Origin of the sequence: Eubacterium sp. 3_1_31 (genome assembly GCF_964249515.1) — a bacterium.
Classification (GTDB): Bacteria; Bacillota_I; Bacilli_A; order Erysipelotrichales; family Erysipelotrichaceae; genus Longicatena; species Longicatena caecimuris.
This window is the reverse complement of sequence record NZ_CAXUBY010000041.1, coordinates 1-20,304: the sequence shown is the minus strand read 5'-3', so window position 1 is coordinate 20,304 and position 20,304 is coordinate 1. Positions and strand designations below refer to the sequence as shown.

17 protein-coding genes and 5 pseudogenes are annotated in these 20,304 nt (G+C 46.9%); all 22 read right to left on the bottom strand.

Annotated features, from left to right (window positions below):
* Positions 1–29 precede the first annotated feature (29 nt).
* Positions 30–389 (bottom strand): cysteine-rich VLP domain-containing protein, encoded by a 360-nt coding sequence (locus tag ACESSZ_RS13365; RefSeq protein ID WP_412272798.1) that lies wholly within the window; start codon positions 387–389, stop codon positions 30–32.
* Positions 349–1,167, bottom strand: coding sequence for a class B sortase (gene srtB / locus ACESSZ_RS13360; RefSeq protein WP_412272799.1), 819 nt, complete (start codon positions 1,165–1,167; stop codon positions 349–351). Before srtB ends, ACESSZ_RS13365 begins: the two co-directional genes overlap by 41 nt.
* A gap of 29 nt (positions 1,168–1,196) precedes the next feature.
* Positions 1,197–1,457: pseudogene (locus ACESSZ_RS13355) on the bottom strand (VirB4-like conjugal transfer ATPase, CD1110 family); the annotation flags it as partial.
* A gap of 117 nt (positions 1,458–1,574) precedes the next feature.
* Positions 1,575–3,365, bottom strand: a complete 1,791-nt coding sequence (locus ACESSZ_RS13350; RefSeq protein WP_002382861.1) for a reverse transcriptase domain-containing protein — start codon at positions 3,363–3,365, stop codon at positions 1,575–1,577.
* A gap of 528 nt (positions 3,366–3,893) precedes the next feature.
* Positions 3,894–5,966: pseudogene (locus ACESSZ_RS13345) on the bottom strand (VirB4-like conjugal transfer ATPase, CD1110 family); the annotation flags it as partial.
* The gene (locus tag ACESSZ_RS13340) at positions 5,959–6,324 is read right to left on the bottom strand and encodes a PrgI family protein (RefSeq protein ID WP_176784954.1); all 366 of its coding nucleotides are present in this window, start codon (positions 6,322–6,324) and stop codon (positions 5,959–5,961) included. The gene ACESSZ_RS13340 and the pseudogene ACESSZ_RS13345, both read right to left, overlap by 8 nt.
* Positions 6,308–6,499, bottom strand: coding sequence for a hypothetical protein (locus tag ACESSZ_RS13335; RefSeq protein ID WP_499842840.1), 192 nt, complete (start codon positions 6,497–6,499; stop codon positions 6,308–6,310). The genes ACESSZ_RS13340 and ACESSZ_RS13335 overlap by 17 nt, the downstream gene beginning before the upstream one ends.
* Positions 6,500–6,511: 12 nt before the next feature.
* On the bottom strand, positions 6,512–7,348 hold the full coding sequence (locus ACESSZ_RS13330) for a VirB6/TrbL-like conjugal transfer protein, CD1112 family (protein WP_131779281.1): 837 nt from the start codon (positions 7,346–7,348) through the stop codon (positions 6,512–6,514).
* Positions 7,349–7,421: 73 nt separating this feature from the next.
* The gene (locus ACESSZ_RS13325) at positions 7,422–7,781 is read right to left on the bottom strand and encodes a glutamyl-tRNA amidotransferase (protein ID WP_412272807.1); all 360 of its coding nucleotides are present in this window, start codon (positions 7,779–7,781) and stop codon (positions 7,422–7,424) included.
* 19 nt (positions 7,782–7,800) lie between these two features.
* Positions 7,801–9,126, bottom strand: a pseudogene (locus tag ACESSZ_RS13320) (VirD4-like conjugal transfer protein, CD1115 family); the annotation flags it as partial.
* 105 nt (positions 9,127–9,231) lie between these two features.
* Positions 9,232–11,049 carry a reverse transcriptase domain-containing protein gene (locus ACESSZ_RS13315; protein WP_025491731.1) on the bottom strand — a complete coding sequence of 606 codons (1,818 nt, stop codon included), beginning with the start codon at positions 11,047–11,049 and terminating at the stop codon, positions 9,232–9,234.
* Positions 11,050–11,629: 580 nt separating this feature from the next.
* Positions 11,630–12,085, bottom strand: a pseudogene (locus ACESSZ_RS13310) (VirD4-like conjugal transfer protein, CD1115 family); the annotation flags it as partial.
* Positions 12,072–12,275 carry a hypothetical protein gene (locus tag ACESSZ_RS13305; RefSeq protein ID WP_131779288.1) on the bottom strand — a complete coding sequence of 68 codons (204 nt, stop codon included), beginning with the start codon at positions 12,273–12,275 and terminating at the stop codon, positions 12,072–12,074. The pseudogene ACESSZ_RS13310 and the gene ACESSZ_RS13305, both read right to left, overlap by 14 nt.
* A 15-nt stretch (positions 12,276–12,290) precedes the next feature.
* Positions 12,291–13,178 (bottom strand): LtrC-like protein, encoded by an 888-nt coding sequence (locus tag ACESSZ_RS13300; protein WP_499842839.1) that lies wholly within the window; start codon positions 13,176–13,178, stop codon positions 12,291–12,293.
* Positions 13,179–13,184: 6 nt separating this feature from the next.
* On the bottom strand, positions 13,185–13,991 hold the full coding sequence (locus ACESSZ_RS13295) for a PcfB family protein (RefSeq protein ID WP_499842838.1): 807 nt from the start codon (positions 13,989–13,991) through the stop codon (positions 13,185–13,187).
* Entirely contained in the window at positions 13,975–15,366 is a 1,392-nt protein-coding gene (locus ACESSZ_RS13290) for a relaxase/mobilization nuclease domain-containing protein (protein ID WP_499842837.1), read from the bottom strand. The genes ACESSZ_RS13295 and ACESSZ_RS13290 overlap by 17 nt, the downstream gene beginning before the upstream one ends.
* Positions 15,357–15,698 carry a MobC family plasmid mobilization relaxosome protein gene (locus tag ACESSZ_RS13285; protein ID WP_499842836.1) on the bottom strand — a complete coding sequence of 114 codons (342 nt, stop codon included), beginning with the start codon at positions 15,696–15,698 and terminating at the stop codon, positions 15,357–15,359. Before ACESSZ_RS13285 ends, ACESSZ_RS13290 begins: the two co-directional genes overlap by 10 nt.
* The gene (locus ACESSZ_RS13280) at positions 15,679–15,825 is read right to left on the bottom strand and encodes a DUF3789 domain-containing protein (protein ID WP_302819770.1); all 147 of its coding nucleotides are present in this window, start codon (positions 15,823–15,825) and stop codon (positions 15,679–15,681) included. The genes ACESSZ_RS13285 and ACESSZ_RS13280 overlap by 20 nt, the downstream gene beginning before the upstream one ends.
* Positions 15,826–15,962: 137 nt before the next feature.
* Positions 15,963–17,033, bottom strand: coding sequence for a DUF3846 domain-containing protein (locus tag ACESSZ_RS13275; RefSeq protein ID WP_499842835.1), 1,071 nt, complete (start codon positions 17,031–17,033; stop codon positions 15,963–15,965).
* Complete coding sequence (locus ACESSZ_RS13270; RefSeq protein WP_499842834.1) at positions 17,030–17,983, bottom strand: DUF3991 domain-containing protein; 954 nt, start codon at positions 17,981–17,983, stop codon at positions 17,030–17,032. The genes ACESSZ_RS13275 and ACESSZ_RS13270 overlap by 4 nt, the downstream gene beginning before the upstream one ends.
* A 5-nt stretch (positions 17,984–17,988) precedes the next feature.
* Positions 17,989–18,321 (bottom strand): DUF3848 domain-containing protein, encoded by a 333-nt coding sequence (locus tag ACESSZ_RS13265; RefSeq protein WP_499842833.1) that lies wholly within the window; start codon positions 18,319–18,321, stop codon positions 17,989–17,991.
* Positions 18,322–18,336: 15 nt separating this feature from the next.
* Positions 18,337–20,232: pseudogene (locus ACESSZ_RS13260) on the bottom strand (helicase-like domain-containing protein); the annotation flags it as partial.
* Between the last annotated feature and the right edge of the window lie 72 nt (positions 20,233–20,304).

Genomic DNA, 20,304 nt, shown 5'->3' with positions numbered 1-20,304 from the left:
AGTGGCTTGAAATAAGGGTTTTCGGCGGTCTAATTGTCCACGCCCAACCTCTTATTTCGTTGATATTTCGCCTTGTTTTTCAGGTACATTATCCTTGCACATTCAGGACAGTATTTCTGCCTGTTGCTGTGCTTTTCAATAGGAACACCGCACCTTTCACAAACGGTTTTTGCCCCCGACATCAATATCTCTGCTTCCAGCTTCGGCTCTGCGGGCAATACCGCATTACGGAAGTATTTGCAAAGCAGAGAGTAGGAAATGGACTGAACGCATACGCAGGGTTCTCCGTCATCAAGGAGCAGACAGTTTCCTCCGTCATAGTTTGCACAAAGACGCTTTATCAGGGCACTAGCTCGGTATTTCTGTCGCCCCGTCATTTGAGGGAGCATTGCTACCACCGCTTTCTGTTACTTTCTTTGCAACTACGACAAGCCTGCTGTTCTGACCGGAATACTCACAGGTGGATAGCGTGATGAGCTTATCACCGTATTCGGCAGAAACGCCCGTATCGTAGAAAGCCTTTTCTTTGGCTCTTTGGATATACCCGTCAAACTGCTCTTTTGTTGCGGCGTCCACAAACTGATAATACCTAAACTCATTTTCCGAGCCGGTATAAACCGCCGTCTTGAAAACAGCGATAATCTCATAAGTCTGTTTCACATAAAGCGTATCAAAGCGGAAGGTCTTGTGTTCCTCCCAAAAATCCTTGCTTTTGAACTTTTCAAGGTCGGAAAACATTGTACCGTTCTTCATATGATGACCGTAAACAATCAGGTTGTCCGACGGTTTATTTACATCACAGCTTTCGCTCATATAGGGACAGCCGTAATCGGTGTATTCCTTGTCAAAGCCGTGCTTCAGATAGAAGTTCGGCTCTTGCGGCGACTGCATAACGGGATAGTTCATTTGCGTATCGTCAATTCTTATCCACCCCACAATGTCGCTGTTCTGCTCATAGAGCTTTGCGTACTCAGGGAGCATTACCACTTCTCCCTCCGTAGTGTTGACAGCCTCGCTTATTTCGTTTTCCTCTACAAACTCTGCAAGACTGTCGTAGATTTCCTCCTGCGTATACGCTTCTTTGAAATGACTGTATATCATCACTCCGCTGAAAATCATCACAAGCAGAAAAGAGCAGATGATTGAAACATAGATATTCTTTTTCATTGCGTTTCCTTTCCGAAGCCGAGAGAGAGCTATGCGCTCTCTCCGGGCTTCGTGGTCATCAGTTTGTAGAGTTTTGTGTTCTTGGGGAACTTGTTTGCGAATGGAACGAGAGAACTGCCGACTTTCAAGAGTCCGTGTCCCGCTTCGACATTGGTGATATAGGACATCTGAAGGTCGGAGATATTCAGAAGCTCTGCCAGCTTTAATCTGTCGGTCGAAGCCTGATTGAGCATAATGATGAACTCAGAGTTGGCAAGCATCGTCCTCGCCGTATGGCTCTGCAAAAGGTCGTAGGGTAGGGTAAAGGCGTCTTGCCGCCGTTGGCGGCAGGTTTCCTACACCCTCCCTCGGAACCGGACTTACTCCTCTCGAAGTATCCGGCTCCCCATTAGTAATTGACGTATTGATTAGTGTTTGTGTATTCTTTCATGGCACTTGCTACAAACAACAAGTGTTTTCCGCCGCTTCTTTTTCATCACGGTTTCCCAATCAGAATTCCCCAACTCGTTTAGGTTCCGTATAACGTGAACCTCGTACAAGTCGGCTTCTTTACACCCACATAGTTCACAAACTCTGGCATTAAGCCGTTGTCTGATAGTGGTTTTCCAGCTAAATTTCTTTCTCTGATAGATGATGTCACTCGCTTCGCCACGCTTACAATCTGCGATTTTAACAGGGCGTACACGTTTTGTCCCAGCTTTGGTTTCATAAGGAACAGACCACGTTTTCCCGTCTTTGTGCTGGCGGATGATTTTGCGGATACTGGTTTTATGCTTGTTGGCAATCGTCTTTAAGCAGCTATACTCCATGAGATAGCAGAAGTAGTCCAGCGTGTGATAGTCACAGGCCAGATTGTAATAGTTGCATAGTCCTCTTGCTTCGGCATTGTACTGCTCCACAATCTCATAATCCGCAAGGTTGAGAAGTCCGGCTCTGTGTATCGGCTGGAACTCCCCATTCTCCTTTTGGCGAATGACTTTCTTTGCAAACATAAATTTCTCAATCTTTTCCGTATGGGGAATAGTAAGGGCAACTTTCATGTGCAGGGTACGGGATTTTCTCCACGTCCCGTTTTTCATTCTGTGACCTTTGACCTCCTGATTTCTGCGGACGCAAATATCATAGCCAATGAAACGGACTTTTTCGGAGCTGTGCGTTATCAGCGTCTTTTCTTCACTCAAGGTCAATTTCAACTCTGTGCTTAGAAATTCAGCGATTTCGGTTTTTAATTCTTCACATTCCGCTTTTGTGCCGCACACACCTGCCAGCCAGTCGTCCGCATAGCGGACAAAAGTAAATTTCTTATTGTCGGCGGGTTTGCAGGGCAGATTTCTCATAGCTTTCTTCTGCGCTTTATGCTGGTCAATCAGTTCTTGTCTTTCCGCTTCATTATCGGTATGGTCAATCCAGTAGGACAGCCTTTTTAATTCTTTGCTTGCCGTATGATATTCCGGTGTCTGATATGCGGACCTCGGTTTATCAAAGCGTTCTGCGATTTCCCGAAACTTCTTGTCCAGCTCATTCAGATAGATATTTGCAAGTATCGGTGAACAGATACCACCCTGCGGAGAACCGCTGTAAGTGGCGTTATACTTCCAATTCTCGATATACCCAGCTTTCAAAAACTGGCGAATGATGTTCAGAAAACGACTGTCTTTGATTTTCCTGCTCAAAATCTCAATCAGTTTTTCGTGATTGATGTTATCAAAACAACCCTGAATATCACCCTCGATAAACCAAACCACGCCTGTGAAGTCAGAAGAAATCTGACGGAGTGCGGTATGACAGCTTTTGCCCGGTCTGAAACCGTGGGAGTGACTGTCAAAGACAGGTTCATAGATAGCTTCCAAAATCATTCTGACAACTTCTTGCAGGAGCTTGTCACGGAAAGACGGGATACCCAGCGGACGGAGTTTTCCGTTTTTCTTTGGAATATACCCACGTCTTACAGGGTTAGCCTTGTAGGTTCCGTCCTTTAGTGACTGGATTAACTCTTTTACATAGAAGTCACTGAAACCGTCTGCGGTATCGTCGTCGATACCCTGTGTTGTTGCGCCTTTGTTTGCATAAAGTTTCTGATAGGCGGCGTAGTAAATATCTTCACGGAGTAAATATCTGTATAGCCTTGTGAATACGCCGTCTTTGTGTTCGCTGGAACACCTTTCAATACGCTCTAAAATTTCAGATGTTGGTTTCATTGAGGTTTCTCCTCCCTTTCATTCTTACATTTTAGATGTTACTAACTGGCTCCCTTCGCCATGTAAGGGTCATTACCCCTCTCGGACTACTATGGAGCCTCCGTTACCATATCCGGCGAATGAGCCGGACTTAGGCAATCCCCAGTTAGCGTTGTGCTTAGGTGAATGAAGATTGTCGGATATGCTTTCGGTTCGTTATGACGTGTTCTCACGCCTGTTTCATAACGTGTAGCAGTTGTCCCGCCGTGAAAGATGACGTGACAGCGTTATGACATGGGTTACAGGACTTTTCCCACACCTGCAAAAAACAGGAACTGGAACCTTACATTCGATAAACCCAATCTTATCCTCATATCTTCTTAACATTAGGAAACAGTCGCACCTAAGTCCTTTGGTGACTATTCCTTTTTCTGCCATGCGCTGTTCCCGTAAAGGATTTCTCCTTAGTCGGTAAGGCAGATTGTTTCGCACACTGCCGTGTGCGGCAGTACCTTAAACTGCTTTGCACAACGCCCTATCTGGGCGCACATCCACATTCTGTGTGATGCCCGTCGCATAGGCTCCGTACTTTCTTACACGCTTCCAAAGGGTAAAGAGGAAGTTTGCACTGTACTCGTGCTGGAAAAGCAGGTAAATCTCATCAATGAAAATATAGGTGTTCTTGCCCTTCGCTCTGTTCTGCGTGATACGGTTGAGAATGGAGTCGAGGACAACAAGCATACCGATGGGCATAAGCTGCTTACCGAGGTCAAGAATGTCGTAGCAAATCAGGCGGTTGTTAGTGTCAACATTTGTCTGCTTTGCGAAGGTATTAAGGGAACCGTGCGTAAACAACTCAATCGCAAGTGCGATTTCCTTTGCTTCAGGCTCGTCTTGCTTCAGGAGTTCAGCACGGAAGTCCTGCAAGGTCGGGACAGTACCCGTGTAATCGTTCTGCTGATAGGTACGGTAAACGCTTGCGGTGCAACGGTCGATAATAGATTTCTGCTTTGCTCCGAGATTGTTGCCGCCGATAAGCTGTTCGCAAAGCGACATAATGAACTCGGATTTGAGAATAACGGGGTTTGCACCGTCGCCGTATTCCTTGTTCATATCCATAGCGTTGATATGGCTCGGAGAGGTAGCAGAGATATTAATAATCTCGCCGCCCAAGGCTTTCACAAGTGCGGAATACTCTCGCTCAGGATCAATGATGATAACATCTGCGTCCGATGAAAGAACAATATTCTCGATTTCTCCCTTTGCGGCAAAGGATTTACCGCCGCCGGATACACCGAGGATAAAGGAATTACCATTCAAAAGCTGTTTACGGTCGGCAATAATCATATTCTTTGAAATTACATTCTGTCCGTAATAAATGCCGTTTTCGTGGTAAATATCCTGAACACGGAACGGGATAAACACCGCCAAGGACTCGGTAGTGAGGGTTCTGAAGGTGTCAATCTTTCGTGTGCCGAAAGGCATAACCGTATTCAGTCCGTCGAGCTGCTGAAATTTCAGTACCCCGAACTGGCAAAGATGCTTTCTTGCGGTAGTCAGGAGCGCTTCGGTGTCCTGATCGAGCTGTTCTTTTGTATCTGCCGTATGCACAAAGGTAATAACGGCAAACATCATTCGCTGATCTCTTGTAGTCAGGTCATCGAGAAACTCTTTCATTTCTTTTTTCTGCTGCTCCATATCGTAAGGAACGGTAGCAGAAAAGTTGTTGTTGGAGTTCTGCCTGCGCTGCCAGTTCGTTATATTCGTCTCAACGCCAAGCAATCTGCTCTCCGCTTCACGCACCGCTTCGTCGGTGGGAATGGGTACAACATCAATCGACATCATCAGATTGCGATTAAGGTCTGTAAGCTCCGCCACCATACTGTCCTTGATATACGACGCATATTCACGAAGAAAAAGCACTCTGCCGTAGCGATTTCCGATTTTGAAATAGTCGCTTTCAAACTCCATAGAATCAGGGCAGATATAATCCTTGAAATCGTGTCCTTTCTTTCGGGTTTCCTTAATGTCAAAATGAAAAGAGCTTTCCTCACCGACTCTGTAAAAGTCGTGGAAAACTCTCAGTCGTTCATCTGTTTCAAGCTCGGTGCATTTGCTTCCAAGCCTGCCGAAGTGGGCGATCAGGTCTGCGCCGACACGGGCAAAGTAGTTTCTTGCTTCCTCAATGTTTTTCTTGTTGATAGAGATAGTAATATACTTGTCCTGCACAATGGCGTTTGCTCCGGTGGCTTTTTCAAGCAGCATTTTGTTGTATTCCTCACGGTACACATCAAGCTCATCGCCTTTCAGCGGCAGAAGAATGGTTTTCTCAAAGTCCAGTCTGTTCAGCCTGCGGTTGTTGATTGTAATTTTAGTAGTAGCTCCGCTGTCAAAGGAATTAAGCAACTCCGAGTATTCAAGGAACATTGCTTCCTTGTCCTCACGGCTGGCTACCGCATAATTTATATCCGTAAACTTAAAGGATTTGGAGAACTTATCCTTGCCGACCTGAAAAATGCCGTCATCATAGATTGCCTTAATAGGAATGACATCCTGGACGCCCTTCGGTACAACAAACTTCTCCTTATCCTGTTTGAAAAGATTTGTCAGTGTCTTAATCATTGGTTTTCAATACCTCCTTGCTTTTTTGTTCCATACTCGGCTTCATCAGCTCAAAGTATGTGTTGGTGGAATGGAAAACGAGCTTTTTCGGCATAAGAAACTCACTCTTGATCCACGCCCACACAAATTTCTCTGCGGTCATACCGTTGTACTTAATGAAGCCCAGCGCCGCAAAGGGTGCGGCCGCTAAAATGCACATCCACGACACGGTTTCCGTACCAACATACGGTTTCAGCAGAAAATATACGCCCACCGCAACTGTGCACGCCAAGACAGAAAAGATGAACTGTCGAAGCGTTAGTCCGAAAAACATACTTTCCGTGTAGTTGCGGATTTCTCTGTTAATTTTTACTTCCATTTCTGTTCCTTTCCCGGCGGCGAGCTTTTATGATTTCTTCCTTGCAGACACACTCATCGGCAAGACAGATAATCCTCCGCTTGCGTTTGCCGCCGTAATACATACAAAATCTGCAATCGCAATCCTCAAGGGAATATCCTGAGAATTTGTTGTATCTTCGTGTTGTTTGTTTCATTGCAAAATCTCCTTACAGTCCCATCATTTCTCGGATAATGCGGTCGCTCATCTTAACTGAGCCGACAAGGACGAGCATATTAAAGACAAGCTCTCCGATATATGCCCACACCTGCGTTACGGCTGCCGCACTTGTATCTACAACGGGCGGCGATGAAGCGAACACCGAGAAGATAATGCAGGCAAGCACGATGACCGCACCTTCAAGCAAAACTGCACAGTAGCTCTTGATAAAGGACTTGCCCACATTCTGCGAGGGTTCTCCCGCAAAGGTTGAAAGCGGAATCGGGGCAAGCGCCGTATACATATACAGCTTAAAGAAACGCCCGTAAACAGTCATAATAAGCAGGAATGAAAGGACTGTAATAAAAAGCCCGCCGATAAGCGTTACCGCCCATAGCGGAATACTCTCAAAAAAGCCACAGTCCTCGATTGTCGTTACCATCTCAGCCGGGAGCGTTGTCTGCTGCGGCGAGCCGAAGCCTGCGGCATTCATAATGGTTGTAATCGTACCTTGTACGATGTTAAACAGCGCAAGCATCAGTTCCATACCGTAGGTGATCGCACCTTTTGCAAGAGCGAACCTGATAAATAGCTTCAGTGCGTGTTCCGGTTTCTTTACATCGGAGAATGAACCGCAGGTTTTTACCATACCGACTACGAAAAACAAAACGAGCAGTGCCAAGCCGATTGCCTGAACCGCACCGTTTATATTGACAATCACGCTCCATATACCGCCGCCTTTGAAGTTCTGCGGCGTCGTTGTGATAAGCGTCCATATTTCAGATAGCTTCTCATTCCAAGTTTCAAGGGCGTTTTCGAGATTTTGCACAACCCAGTTATCACTCAAATTGACGCACCTCCGTTACAAATTTGGGGCATACCCGATTTTTCGGATATGCCCCTTTTGAGTGTTTCCTTGCTTAACCCGTAATGAGAGTGAGAATTTCCTTTGCAAAGGTGATGATGACACCGCCTGCAAGGGTAAGGAAGCCATTGGCTCTCTGCGAAGGATCGTGAGATTTCAGGGAAAGACCGACCTGAACAATACCGAAGCCGAGCAGGATAAGCCCGATTGCACGGATGAGTCCGAAAATGAAATCGGACAGATTGTTGATAACGGTCAGCGGATCTCCGCCTGCCGCAAATGCGGTCATAGACATACAGCCGATAAGTGCCATACAAAGCACAACGGCACAGTAGGCACGAAAGCCCTTTTTGACCTTTCCGGTCATAGGCAACTTCTTAGTTTCCTTGTTGTTGGTTTTCTTAAAAATATTCATTGTGTTTACCTCCATAAATTTAATCATTTTCAAAGTCCTCGTCTGAGAGGAGTTCGTAATTGGTTTCTGCCACTTCTGTTTCGGGAGCCTTGTATTTATCAAAGCTCAGAAGCTCGATGGTAGCGACATCGGACTTCACTTCGCCGTGTTCGTAAACGCCGGCTTTTCCGTCTGCGGTCAGCGCCACATTGGGGTGCTTGAGAATATCGTATTTGAAATCAAGCACCGGACGCTCGCCACGGATAAAGAGAATTGCGTAACGGTTATCAAGCATACGAACCTCGTCCGGGGTTAGCAGCTCTCGACCGCTTATCTGGTAGTTGGTTGAATAACTGCCGCTTCGACCTTCGCTTTTGCCGTAGGTGTTGGTATCAATCGTGGATTTGCCGAGCAGCTCGCTCACATATTTGTGGGTGGACTGTTCGTTGCCGCCTAAATACAAAAACTCATCGCAGTTTCCCACGATGCTTTCCCACTGCTTCTCGAACAATGCTTTGAGCTGTGCCAAGTTCTGCAATATGATACTGACAGATACCGAGCGAGAACGCATAACGGAAAGTATCTTGTCAAAGTCATCAGGCAAGCTAACATTGGCAAACTCGTCCATCAGGAAATGAACAGGGATAGGCAAGCTGCCGCCGTGTATGTGGTCGGCGGAATAGAATAACTGCTGAAAAAGCTGTGTGTAAAGGATAGATACCAAAAAGTTAAAGCTCGTATCGTTATCAGGTATCAGGGCAAATAGTGCCGTTTTCTTTTCACCGAGAGTTTCAAGCTCCAGCTCATCGGTTGAGGTGAGTGAAGCAAGGCTTTCAAGGTTGAATTTCTCCAAACGGGCGGCAAGGGTAATCTGAATGGATTTCAGCGTTTTTGCCGAGCCTGAATGGTAGGAATGATAATACTTGAGTGCGATATGGTCGGGGTTCTCATATTCCAGTTCGGAAAAGAGATTATCAAGGGGCGAAGGTCTTGGTTCTTCCTCGTCCTCAATCACGCCGGCTCTGAGCATTTCCATTACCATTGCAAAATTCTGTTCATCTTCAGGAGCTTCGTAATGAAGATAGAATACAAGTGCAAGCAAAAGCATTGACGCTGCCGTGTCCCAAAAAGGATCATTGCTTTGAGAACCCTTCGGCGTGGTACTCTTGAAAAGGTTTGTCACAAGTCTTTGAATATCGTTGTCGTTCTGTAAGTACACAAACGGGTTGTAGCAATGGCTCTTTTCCATAGAGATAAGGTCAAGAACCTTAATCTCATACCCCTTTGCTTCAAGCATCTTTCCGACATCCCGGACAATTTCGCCTTTCGGATCGAGTATCACAAATGATGAGTTGCACTGCATCAGATATGAGGTAGGCACCCTGCGCCTTGCTGACTTTCATCAGTAGGTTTCAGGGAGCCGCCTCCCAAACCGGACGTACACCTCTCAGCGTATCCGGCTTTCCATGAATCACCTTGATTCTTTGGTTTCGTGTAAGAGTTCAAAGCAGTCAGGGCAGAGAGCCAGAGATTTTCTTCTCATTTTCAGCATTTTCTGCTCAAATATATCCCTGCCTTTCAGCGATTTCAGCGTTCTTACGTGGTGCATACATAAATAGTCTGCATGTTCCCCGCAAATCTCGCATACTCCGGCCTTTATGCGGTTTACTATCGTGTGCCTGCTGTCATATTTCCTATAACTCGGCATAACGTCTGCCACATTGTCATAGCCGTCGCTGTGCTTTCTGAATCCATCATGGTAAAATTCGCAGTATTTACGTCCCTTAGTTGTATCGTATGGGATTCTCAGTACTCCGTTTACCATGTGCCGCTTCTTAATAACACTGACATTCGTTCTGTGCTTTCCTGCCAGAGTTTTTAACATGCTGTACCGCACCATGTAGTAATACTTGTGCAATGCGCCTACGTTTTCTGCTATCCGATAGAAGTTATATAACCCTCGAATTTCGGAATTGAAAGTAGACACAATCTCTGCATCGCTGCGGTTCATCAGGTCTTTCCTTGGCATAGGCCGCCACATTTCTTTGCCTGTGTCATTGTTGCGTTTCACCTGTATCGCTCCCCGTTCCATCGCTTTTTTAATCCATTTTTCTTTCGGCATATACAGGAATACTTTTCCATACCACACCCGTTTCATGTCGCCGTTTTTACAACGCTTCATGTTCTTGGAATGGATTACTTTGAAATCGTACCCCAGATAGCGTACCGGCTTACTGGAATGGGTGACTTTCGTCTTTTCCTCGGACATTTCCAAATGCAGTTTTTCTTGGAGAAAGATTTTTACATCTTCCTTGATTTTTTCTGCGTCCTTTTTGGAGCCGATAACGCCAATTACAAAATCATCGGCGTAACGGTTGTACTGGATTTTCTTGAAGCCCTCCTCAAACGGATTGTAATAGTGCTGATCCATCTTCTTCCTTCTGGAATCCTTAAATTCTTTTACCAGTTCAGGAGTTGATTTTTCTGCGCCCATTAACGCTTTACGTGCCTTTCTGTATCTCCGGGACGCCCGCTCGTATTCTCTGGTCGTCCTTCTGCGTTCTGGCTCGCAATCATACTTTTCTTTGTATTCCTGCATATAGTTGTCCAGTTCGCTGAGGTAGATGTTTGCACATATCGGACTGATACCGCTGCCCTGCGGAACACCGGAGTAGGTGCAGTTGTACTGCCATTGTTCCATATATCCGGCTTTCAGGAACTTCCAGATTAGACCGATAAAAGCCTCGTCTGAAATCCTTTTCCGCAGTAATTCAACCAACACATGATGGTCGAAGTTATCAAAGCACGCCTTAATGTCTCCCTCGACAATCCATGTAACACCTGTGAAGTTTTTCTTCACTTGCGTAAGTGCCGTGTGACAGCTTCTTTTTGGTCTGAAACCGTGTGAATTGTTGCTGAATGTCGGCTCATAGATTGCTTCAAGAATCATTCTGACCACTTCCTGCACTAACTTATCATCAGTAGAAGTGATTCCCAACGGGCGAAGTTTCCCGTTCTTTTTAGGAATGTACTTTCTTTTTGCAGGCTTTGGCTGATATGTCCTGTTGCGTATGGATTCAATAATCCGGTTAATTCTCGGCAGGCTCATGTTGTCCAGCGTCTGCCCGTCTACCCCCTGCGTCATGCTCCCCTGCGATTTCGCAATGTTCGCATATGCAAGGAGATAGAACTCTGGATTGTATAGGTTGCGATATAATCTTTCATATTTGTTGTTACTTACACTTGCCTTTTCTTCAAGGCTTTTCAAGACATGAATCGGATTTCTCATAGTGTCTCACACACCATCCTTTCTGTTTTGAAAATGATTCACTGTTCCCCTTTGCCATGTAGACGGCTTTCCCGTCCGCAGACTACTATGGGAACTCTGTTGCCATGGTGAATATTCAGAACCCCGCATTTCAGCGTTTTCATAGCCTTTCGGCATTTCACTTTAGGCAATCCCCGTTTAGTACGGTATAAACAAGCGTTCCACGTTGTCGGTATGTGACGTTCGCCTTTTTCCACTTTCCCGTGGCTGAACCTGCTCCGAGTATCAGCAGCCGCATAGCCAAACAATGCGACTGTCAGGAACACTGACGAGTACAACCTCTCTACGTCAGGGGTACGCTCTTGGTCCCGATTTCAGGCTGTCATTCAAGCAGTCTAGCTTCCATCCTCATACGTGGATTTTCATTCCGTCACGCCGGCGCTTCTGAGGCTTCAGCGCCCCGTGTCCTCCGTCATGCTATGGTCGCCCTCCGGTTTCCCTTTTGGGGTAAGACGGGGAATGATAGGTTGCGGCACAATGCCGCTTGATACTTTTACCTACTACTTGCTCAAGGTAGGATTTATACCGCCCTTACGGGCGCACTTGGCTTACAGTAAAATCGGGTTTTGCCTGCGCCCGATCCGCCGCACACAAGGGTGTTAAGATTGCGCCTGTGCTTTTTGGCGTTAAGTCCGATGCTCACATTCTGAGTCATCAGCTTGTTTTCACTTTTGGGCGTTTGGCAGTATTTCTTATTGACAGCTCGTGCATCGCCCCATTTTGCCGAGCCGTGTTCCTCCCGGCGTCTGTAATTCCTGCGTGTTGAGAAATAAATGCCGATACCGAAGCCGTAGCACAAAAGCAAAACGAGGACAGTTTTTAGGCTGTCCTCGCAAAGCTCTATTTGGAACGGGTTATTAAATACTGTCATCAACTTCGGAAGTATCTCCGGCAAGCCGCCTTTAACGGACGGTGCAATCAACAACGCAAGCCAGACTACGGGAAGTATGCCGATTACGGAAAGAATGACAGCAGACTGCTTATCATCTTGCTTCATCTCGGCGTTTTTCCTTTTCTATCACCTTGAACTTCTTTTGCGGGGCGTGACCGACCTTTACGATCAGTTCATCAACGGCGTCGGTAGACTTGCCCTCGCTGCGAAGGTCGTTGCGCTTCTCATTGAGGGAGTCAATCACGATACCGTGTTCATATTCGTCCAAAGCGACAAAGTGCTGGCGTTCTCTCATTTCTCTTTACCTCCGTTATCTGCTGTCACGGTCTTTGGAGCGTTCCTGCTTTTGGCGGTACATCTCCTCGGATACACGGGAATGGATTTCATTCATAGCCGTGCGGGTTTTGGAAAGCTCCGCACGGATTTCCTTCGGCTCTTTGTTCTTCCATTCCTCCGGGATACGGTTGATAGCAAAGTTTTTGGTGTCCACGCCGTACTTTTTGCAGAGCATATAGCCGACGCACATTGCCTGAAAGCCCATATCCTTGCGACTGTAAGAGTCGCTGTCGATAGAAAGCTGTGCGTGGCCGAGTTCCTGCGCTACGCACTGGCAGAGAGCAACGCTGTCGCCAATATCTTTCTTGACAAAAAGCGTCTGCTTCTCATTATCATAAAAGGCTCCCATCTGCGGATGCGGAAGTTTGGGTGCGACCTCCACGATAACCGGAGATGTGTCAATCATCACGGCAACGAGAGCCTGCGGATCACGGTTGACGGTAGGAGCCGGAGTCTGTCTGCCTTTGGTCTGCGATACATCAAAGACCTTTTTGACATTGTAGGAAACGCCCGGTGTTCCGTCCGCCTTTGTGTACTCAACGGGTTCAAGAATGGAGATACTCTTTGCACCCTTATTGATAGATACCTTTTCCTCCGCCCAGTCACCGAAGTCTTTAAGCTGGGTGGCTTTGGGGTACTGGTTATAAATGAGCAGAGCGTTTGCGGCGGAATAGCGGTCGAGCCTTGCCTGTGTATCAAGAAAGCCTCTGAACTTTTCGCCGTCCTGAACGATTGCGGTCGCCGTATCGTCAATCATCTGATAAACGGCGTCCTTTTCTGCCTGTTTCTTTGCTTTCCATTCTTCGGGGGAAAGCTGCGGCTGTCTGTAGCCGCCCTTATTCGGTTTGAAATTATTAGTCATTGTAGATTACCTCGCTTTGTTTTTATTTCTGTTTTTCTTTTTCTTGGGTTGCTGATGGGTGGTCTGATTGGTGCGGGTTTGGGACTGGGTTTTTTCTCCCGCTTTATCAAGGTCGGTGCGGTCTGCTTCTTTTTCCGTTTTAGCCTGTGCCTTATACCGTTCGAGCTTTTCACGGACGGAAGGCTTTTCTTCGGCTGATTTGGAAATACCCTTATCAGATTTACCATCGACCTCGGCGGAGCTTTGCCTTGACGGAGGGTTTTTGTCCGTCTTGGCGACCGTGGGGTTTTCGTGAGATGCCCCGTCCTTCTGAATGGGCTTTCCCATTGCTTCCTCCACAATTTTTTCGCCCTTTGATTTGGTCGGCACTTCGTTTGCAAGCTCCTCACGCTGGGCAATGCTCTTTTCCGCATTGGCAACGATGGAACCCTTATCAACATTGCCGAGTTCAAATCGGTCGAAGATACGCTGAATTTTAGAAGCGTCCTCCGCACGGGCGATAATATCCACCGGGGCGTTATCGTCCTTGCTGTATTTGTCCCTCAGCACACAGTAAAGCACACCGTACTTCTTTGCCTGTTCGGTAAACTTCTTCAGGTCTTTATTCGGAACGGAAAAGACCTTGAGTTCCTTTCCCGATTTGAGCATATTGGTAAGGCGTGCTTTGCCTTTGGTTTTCTGTTCCTGCTTCAGCACAGAAACAAGAAGAACGGTCAGCTCCTTCGCCGCCGTTCCCGTTAGTTTTGCAGCTACTTCAAAGCCTTCAAGCGAAAGCCTGACAACCTGTTCCGCTGCGTCACCGCCTGTGTTCATAATCACGGTTCTCCTTTCTGTTGTTCTTGATTTTTTCTTCATCTGCAAGCACCGCATTTAAGTTCTCCCGCATAACGCCGGAGCGCTCAGCGATACCGTCACAGAGCCGAACTTCCTTGCGAAGTTCTTTGAGTCTTTCGGACAAGGCTGAAATCTGTTGCTTTTTGCCGGACAGCAAATCATCATCAATATTTACTTTTCGTATTTCGTTTCGGAGATGTGTTCTGTCGGCAGTAAGGGTTTTGATTTCGTCCTCCACCTTTGACTTATATGAGAAAAGCTGCTCGGAGGTAGAGATGTGTTCTCTGCCGAGCAGCCTTACCTGTGCGGTTATTTGGTCGAGCTTCATCAGATCTTCACGGAGAAGATAATGAAGCCGAGCCGGATTTTGTTTTTGATACTTCGGCAAATAGCCGAGCTTATAGCAGTAATGAAGGTACAGTCCGTACAGCCCGCCGATCTTTCGTATCTTATGCTCCCGTGTCAAAAGGACATATTGCTTCGGGCGGTAGTAATAGCCTTTTTGAAACGGCTCTAACCGAACCCTGTTCCGGTTTTCATAGATACGCTCCTTTATGCGGTCGAGGGAATAGTCCTCACCGAGCCTTGTCAGTCGGATATTCTTTTGGTATCCCTTTACCCTTAGTACCTGATACTTGTGGTTCGGGGAATCGTCAAAGGACGCCCCCATCTGACGGAGAATATATTTGAAATCGGCATAACTGTTGCTCTTTGAAATCGCTTCATCAATCACAGCTTTTGCAGAGTCCACATAGTTGGGCATCCCTGCTTCGTGGAGCTTCCTGGCATAGTAGTTTTTGCCTGTGCCACGCTTCGGATTTTCAATCACATCAAGCTGGTGCTGTCTGCAAAGCTCGTCTGCAATGTGCCGGAAATACCGCCAATGCTTCTCGTTGTTCTGCATTCGCTTTCCGTCAACAAAGGAAACGGAGTTCACAACAAAGTGGCAATGCAGGTGCTTGGTGTTCAGGTGGGTTGTTACCACAACCTGAAATCTGTCGCCCCACACACGCTTGGCAAATTCCGTCCCGATCTGCTGTGCCAGTTCGGGAGTGATGTTCGGTTCGTCCTTAAAGCTCAGATACCCGTGATAAGCTTGGATACAGTCGCATTTGTCAAACTGCTCCTTAACCGTTACGAACTGGTCACGGGCAGTCGAAGCATTACAGTTAATGCCGCCTACATAAAACTCTCGCTCGGTCTTTTCCTCGTCCTTGGCGTACTGCAAAACATCGGCAAGCGCCTGATACTGCTCCGGCGAATATTCTTTTGCCGCCGTCTTTTCGGGATTGGTCGCATAGTCAATCACTTGGTCAAGGCGGGATGTCACTTTCCATATCTTGCTTACTGCCATTTCATCTCACTCTTTTCGGGACGGAGAAACTGTCGCTCCACATCCGCCTGAAACTTATGCCAGCGATCGGCTTCCTTCTGAAGTTTCTGTGCATCGACAAAGCTGAGTGAGTTTGCCTGTGCCGCAAGCTGATTGATGTTGTTGCCGATAGAGGATAACTGACGCATCACATCATAGAAACGCTCGTCAGGTCGCTCCTTCGGCTCGTACCCACGCACAAGCAATCTCACAAGTGCGGCTTCGGTCAGGCAGGTTTTCTTGGCTTTCTTTTGCAAGTCCTGTGCTTCGTCACGGGAAAACCAAAACTGCTTCTTAACAGTTCTTCTTTTCATTTGCTTCGACCTCCTTTTTCATAGAATCAGTTTTGTAAAGTCGGTTGATTTGCAGACAGCACATAAAGACAACGCCTATACAGCCGCCAAGCAAAAGTCCGACGATAAAGAAGATAAATTCTGTCATATAGAAAATCCTTTCTTAATGGGGTATTAGGGGCAACCCCTAACAAGCGATTTACTGTTTTTTGCCCGATAGGAGTAAAAACAGTCTGCTTGCTAAGATAATGCAGACTCTCCGGGTTGCCCCGTTTCTCTTTGAGATCAGCGTTCCGCTTCTTTGGTTTTAGGCTTAAAAGGGACGGCGACTATCTCGCCGTTTACCTTTGCAATGCGTTCGGGATATTTGAATTTTTCCTTGTACTTCTCCGCAAGGTTCTTCGGCAAACTCTGAAAGTTTTCCGATTCGATAGGTGCATAAGCGATAAAGAACTGCCCGAAAATGATGTCGAGCATTTCACGGGAGTTCTCTTTCATATAGCACTTTTCAATCTTCCAACCGTTCTCGCCGCCGTGTTCGGCAGACATATATCCGTCCAAACGCAGGCAGGGATCAGTCCCGTCAAGGCAGGAAGCATAGATGGAATAGCCGCCCATGCCGGACTGAAACGCTTTATTGTTTGAGCTGATTACATAGGTTCTGGACTCCTCGCTGTACGGTTTATCGAAGCTATCCTCGGTAAAAACGACATACCCGGTGAGGTGTTCCCCACGGTTATTCTCAGCTTCTCGGAAGCGTTTTGTCATCTCCTGATAGCTCATTTCCACCGTTTCCGGCTCGGCATAAACGGCACGGTTTGGCAGCATACCGTTCATCTTGCTTTCATCATTACAGATGATTGCGACCTCGTCCTCAAAGGGCATATATTCTTCAATATCGCCGCCGACAATTTTCTGCATTGCTTCAAGGCTGTCCTCAATTTCAATCATCTTCGGGTACTTGTTCGGCTCAACAAGCAGTACGGAAATCATATTTTTCTTTTCCGTATCCGTAAAAGTCCTGCCGAGCTGACAGTCCTTCGGCTCAAAATCTATGGGCTTAAAGCCGACGCTGTCGCAGAAATAAAAGCAATGCGGGTGCATCGGATCTTCCATAACCTCCACCACATCGGACACCGAAAGGGAACGGTCTTTGTACCCTTCGGGGTGGTTCAGATTAAACATCTGATACACATCTTCGAGGGTTTGGCAGTCAACCTCGCCGTCAAAAACCTTATCGTAGATTTTGGCATTGACAGCTTGACTGCCTTGCAGCTTTTCCAAAAGCTCGTATCTCATAAAGGCGACATTGTTGGTGTCACGCTTCATATTAACCTGATAAATTCGTATATTCATCGTTCAAAACTCCTTTGCTTTGATTTGTAAATTCCTAATTTCATACAAAGAAAGTCATTGAAGTCCTTGCCGAATTTCGGTGGACTGTCAATGACTTCATAGCGGTCGGACAAAATGATTTGAAGCGCCTGCGACGCTTTTCTTCCGACCTCATCATTATCGAAGTGAAGCACGATCCGCTTGATTTCCGGGTGACTTTTTAAGAACCCTTCCACCGCTGCGGGGACTTTGCTTTCTTCGATTTTTTCTCTCGGTGCGTAAACACCGGCAAGGGAAACAAGGTTTTCTTTTCTCCAATCATCTCCGTTCATCTTGATTAAGGTCGCATAGGAAAGAGCGTCAATCGCACATTCGTACAGGTGGACTTCTGAATTGTTTGAGCCTTCAAGACGGAAAGAATAGTGCTTGTCACTGCCCGATGCGTCACCCATAAGTCTTGAATTGTTGGTGGCTCGGTAGGCGGCATAGCGTGGCGTTCCTTTCTCGTCCTTGCCGACAAACACGGCATTGTGATATGGCAGGCTCTCAAAAATCAGCCCCTTTTGTATGCAGTGCGTGATGATTTCATAGTCGATGCCCCTGCTGAAAAGATACTCTGTAATCCTATCTGTGGAAGCACTTTTAGGGGGCAGTTTGAGTTCTTTTGGCGTTTCTTTTTTGGGAGTGCAGTAATCGGTCGGAAGTGCAACCTTGCAGCCCATAATCGTTTCTACGGCTTCAAGAAAGGAAAGACCTTTGACCTTTACAAGATAATCGAGGGCAGAATTGCCCCCGATACCTCTTGACCACCACATCCATTTGCCGTTGGAAATCTTCAAGCTGTCGTGGGTGCGGGTGGTGTAGGTGTTACCGGAAAACCTCACAAGCTCATTCGGCTCATAGGCTCTCAGGTAAGTGAGTAAGTCCATCCGCCTTGCTTCCGTAATGATTTCCGGTGCAATATACGGCATTTACTTCACCTGCTTTCACGCTGTTTTTCTCTGCGCTCTTTTACAACATCTTTGGCAGTATCGTCAATCGAGTCGCGCAGCATAGCTGTCCCGGATACATCCGATTTGAGCCAGTCCTGATACGCTCTGTCCAGAGGGTATTTTTCGAGATACAGTGCCTTTGCTTCTTTCTGATCACGCTGGCTATCCTCCAAAATGCAAAGAATGTTTTCCTTTATGACTTTCTCATAAGCTCTCTCAATGACCTGTTCACTCGGCAATTCTTTCAGCTCGGCAATCAGATCATCGTATTCTTTCTGCGCCTTTTCATAGAGCAGATCGTTATAATCAACCGCCATTTTCATCAACTCCTTTCATCGTTCACGGTCTTTGCTTTTCGGCGTCGGTTCTTCGTCGCCCTCATCAGGCTCGCCGCCGACAATCTCATTCTCACGCTTATCCACATTGAGAAGTGCGTTGAGTTCGTTCAGTCTTGCAGTTTTAGTTTTGAGTTCTTCTTCCTGATTGAACGGTTTTTCCACATCGACCTTTGCCGTTTCAAACTGTGTTTTAACATTTTCAAGCTCCTGTTCGTTTATTTCCAAACGCTTCGGAAGTCCCTCAAGGGCGTTATCCAAACGGGTAATATTACCGAAGGTATCTGTTCCGAGCGACACGGAATAACCGAGTTCGCCCTTGAGCTTGACCTTATATTCCTTTTCAAAGGTGTCAAAGGACAGCTCTGTCTGAAAGCCACGGTACTCTCCGAGAGGAACCGGATCGGGACTCGTCATAGCCTGACACGCATCAAGAATTGCATTGCCGGCGTCCGCTTTCTCAGAATAAAAAACACCCTTGATCGTCATTCCGATAAAGCTATCGTCAAGCGGTTTCGGGTGCTGTTTTGCTCTCTCTATATCGGATTTCAAGCCCTCTATCGTATCAGTCCGTCTTGCGATTTCCTGCGGATAGAACTTGATGATCTTATCTTCAAGAGCATATTTTTCAGAGAGGAAATTGGATTTAAGCAGGCGCAATTTCTGCACCTGAATATCCAAGTCCATTTTCTCTTTGATATACGGATTGCCCGTCGCAAGCATTTTGATTTCAGCATAGGACAGTGCGGTTTCGTCAATATCCTCGCAGGAACGGACGGGCGATTTGCTCGTCATAATCTGCGAAGCGAACTTCTGCTTTCCCTCCACAAGCTGGTAGAGGTAAGCGTCGAAGGTTTCCTCGGTCACGAAGCGGTAAATATCTACCTCAAGGTTTTCGTTGCCCTGACGGATACTTCTGCCGAGTCGCTGTTCCAAATCGGAAGGTCGCCAAGGGCAGTCAAGGTCGCTGGATGCGGCAAGTTTATTCTGCACATTCGTACCTGCACCCATCTTCTGAGTGCTGCCCATAAGGATACGGACATCACCTTTGCGAACTTTTTTGAACAGCTCCAGCTTCTTTGCTTCGGTGTCCGCTTCGTGAATGAATTTTATTTCTTCGGCGGGTACTCCACGCTCTATGAGTTTCTTACGAATGTCATCATACACGGAGAAATTGCCGTCGTTTTTCGGAGTGGAAAGGTCACAGAAGAATAACTGCGTCAGCCGTTTTTCCTTTCCTTTTTCCCAAGTTTCAAACATCGCGTCCACACAGGCGTTCAGCTTACTGCCCTCAAAGTCGGGGAGCATTGGGTTGATAAGCCGTTGGTCAAGAGCCAGCTTTCTGCCGTCGTTGGTGATTTTCAGCATATTATCTACGCTTGCGTCCACCATACCGTTGCGGACTTTTTCTGCTCGCTCTGCAAGCTCGGCTACCATCTGCTTTTGGATTTCAGACGGCTTAACCGAGATATTGTGATAGACTGCTTTCGGCACAGGCAAGTCAAGCATATCTGCGGTTTTAATGTCCGCAACCTCTTTGAACATCGCCATAAGTTCGGGAAGGTTATAGAACCTTGCAAACCTTGTCTTTGCTCGGTAGCCTGTTCCTTCGGGTGTCAGCTCCACCGCCGTAACGGTTTCGCCAAAGGTAGAAGCCCAGGCATCAAAGTGTTGCAGATTGTTTTTCACGAGGGTATTGTACTGCAAATATCTCTGAATTGTGTAAAGCTCCACCATAGAATTGGAGATCGGAGTTCCGGTTGCAAATACCGTACCACGACCGCCCGTAATCTCGTCAAGGTAGCGGCACTTCATAAAAAGGTCGCTGGATTTCTGAGCTTCGGTCTGTGCGATACCGCCGACATTCCTCATTTTGGTGTATAAAAACAATGGTGATAGGTAATCCTTTGAAGCAATCTCCAGATTTTCCCCCACCTCACGCCGGGCGTGCACCTTTCAGCGCAC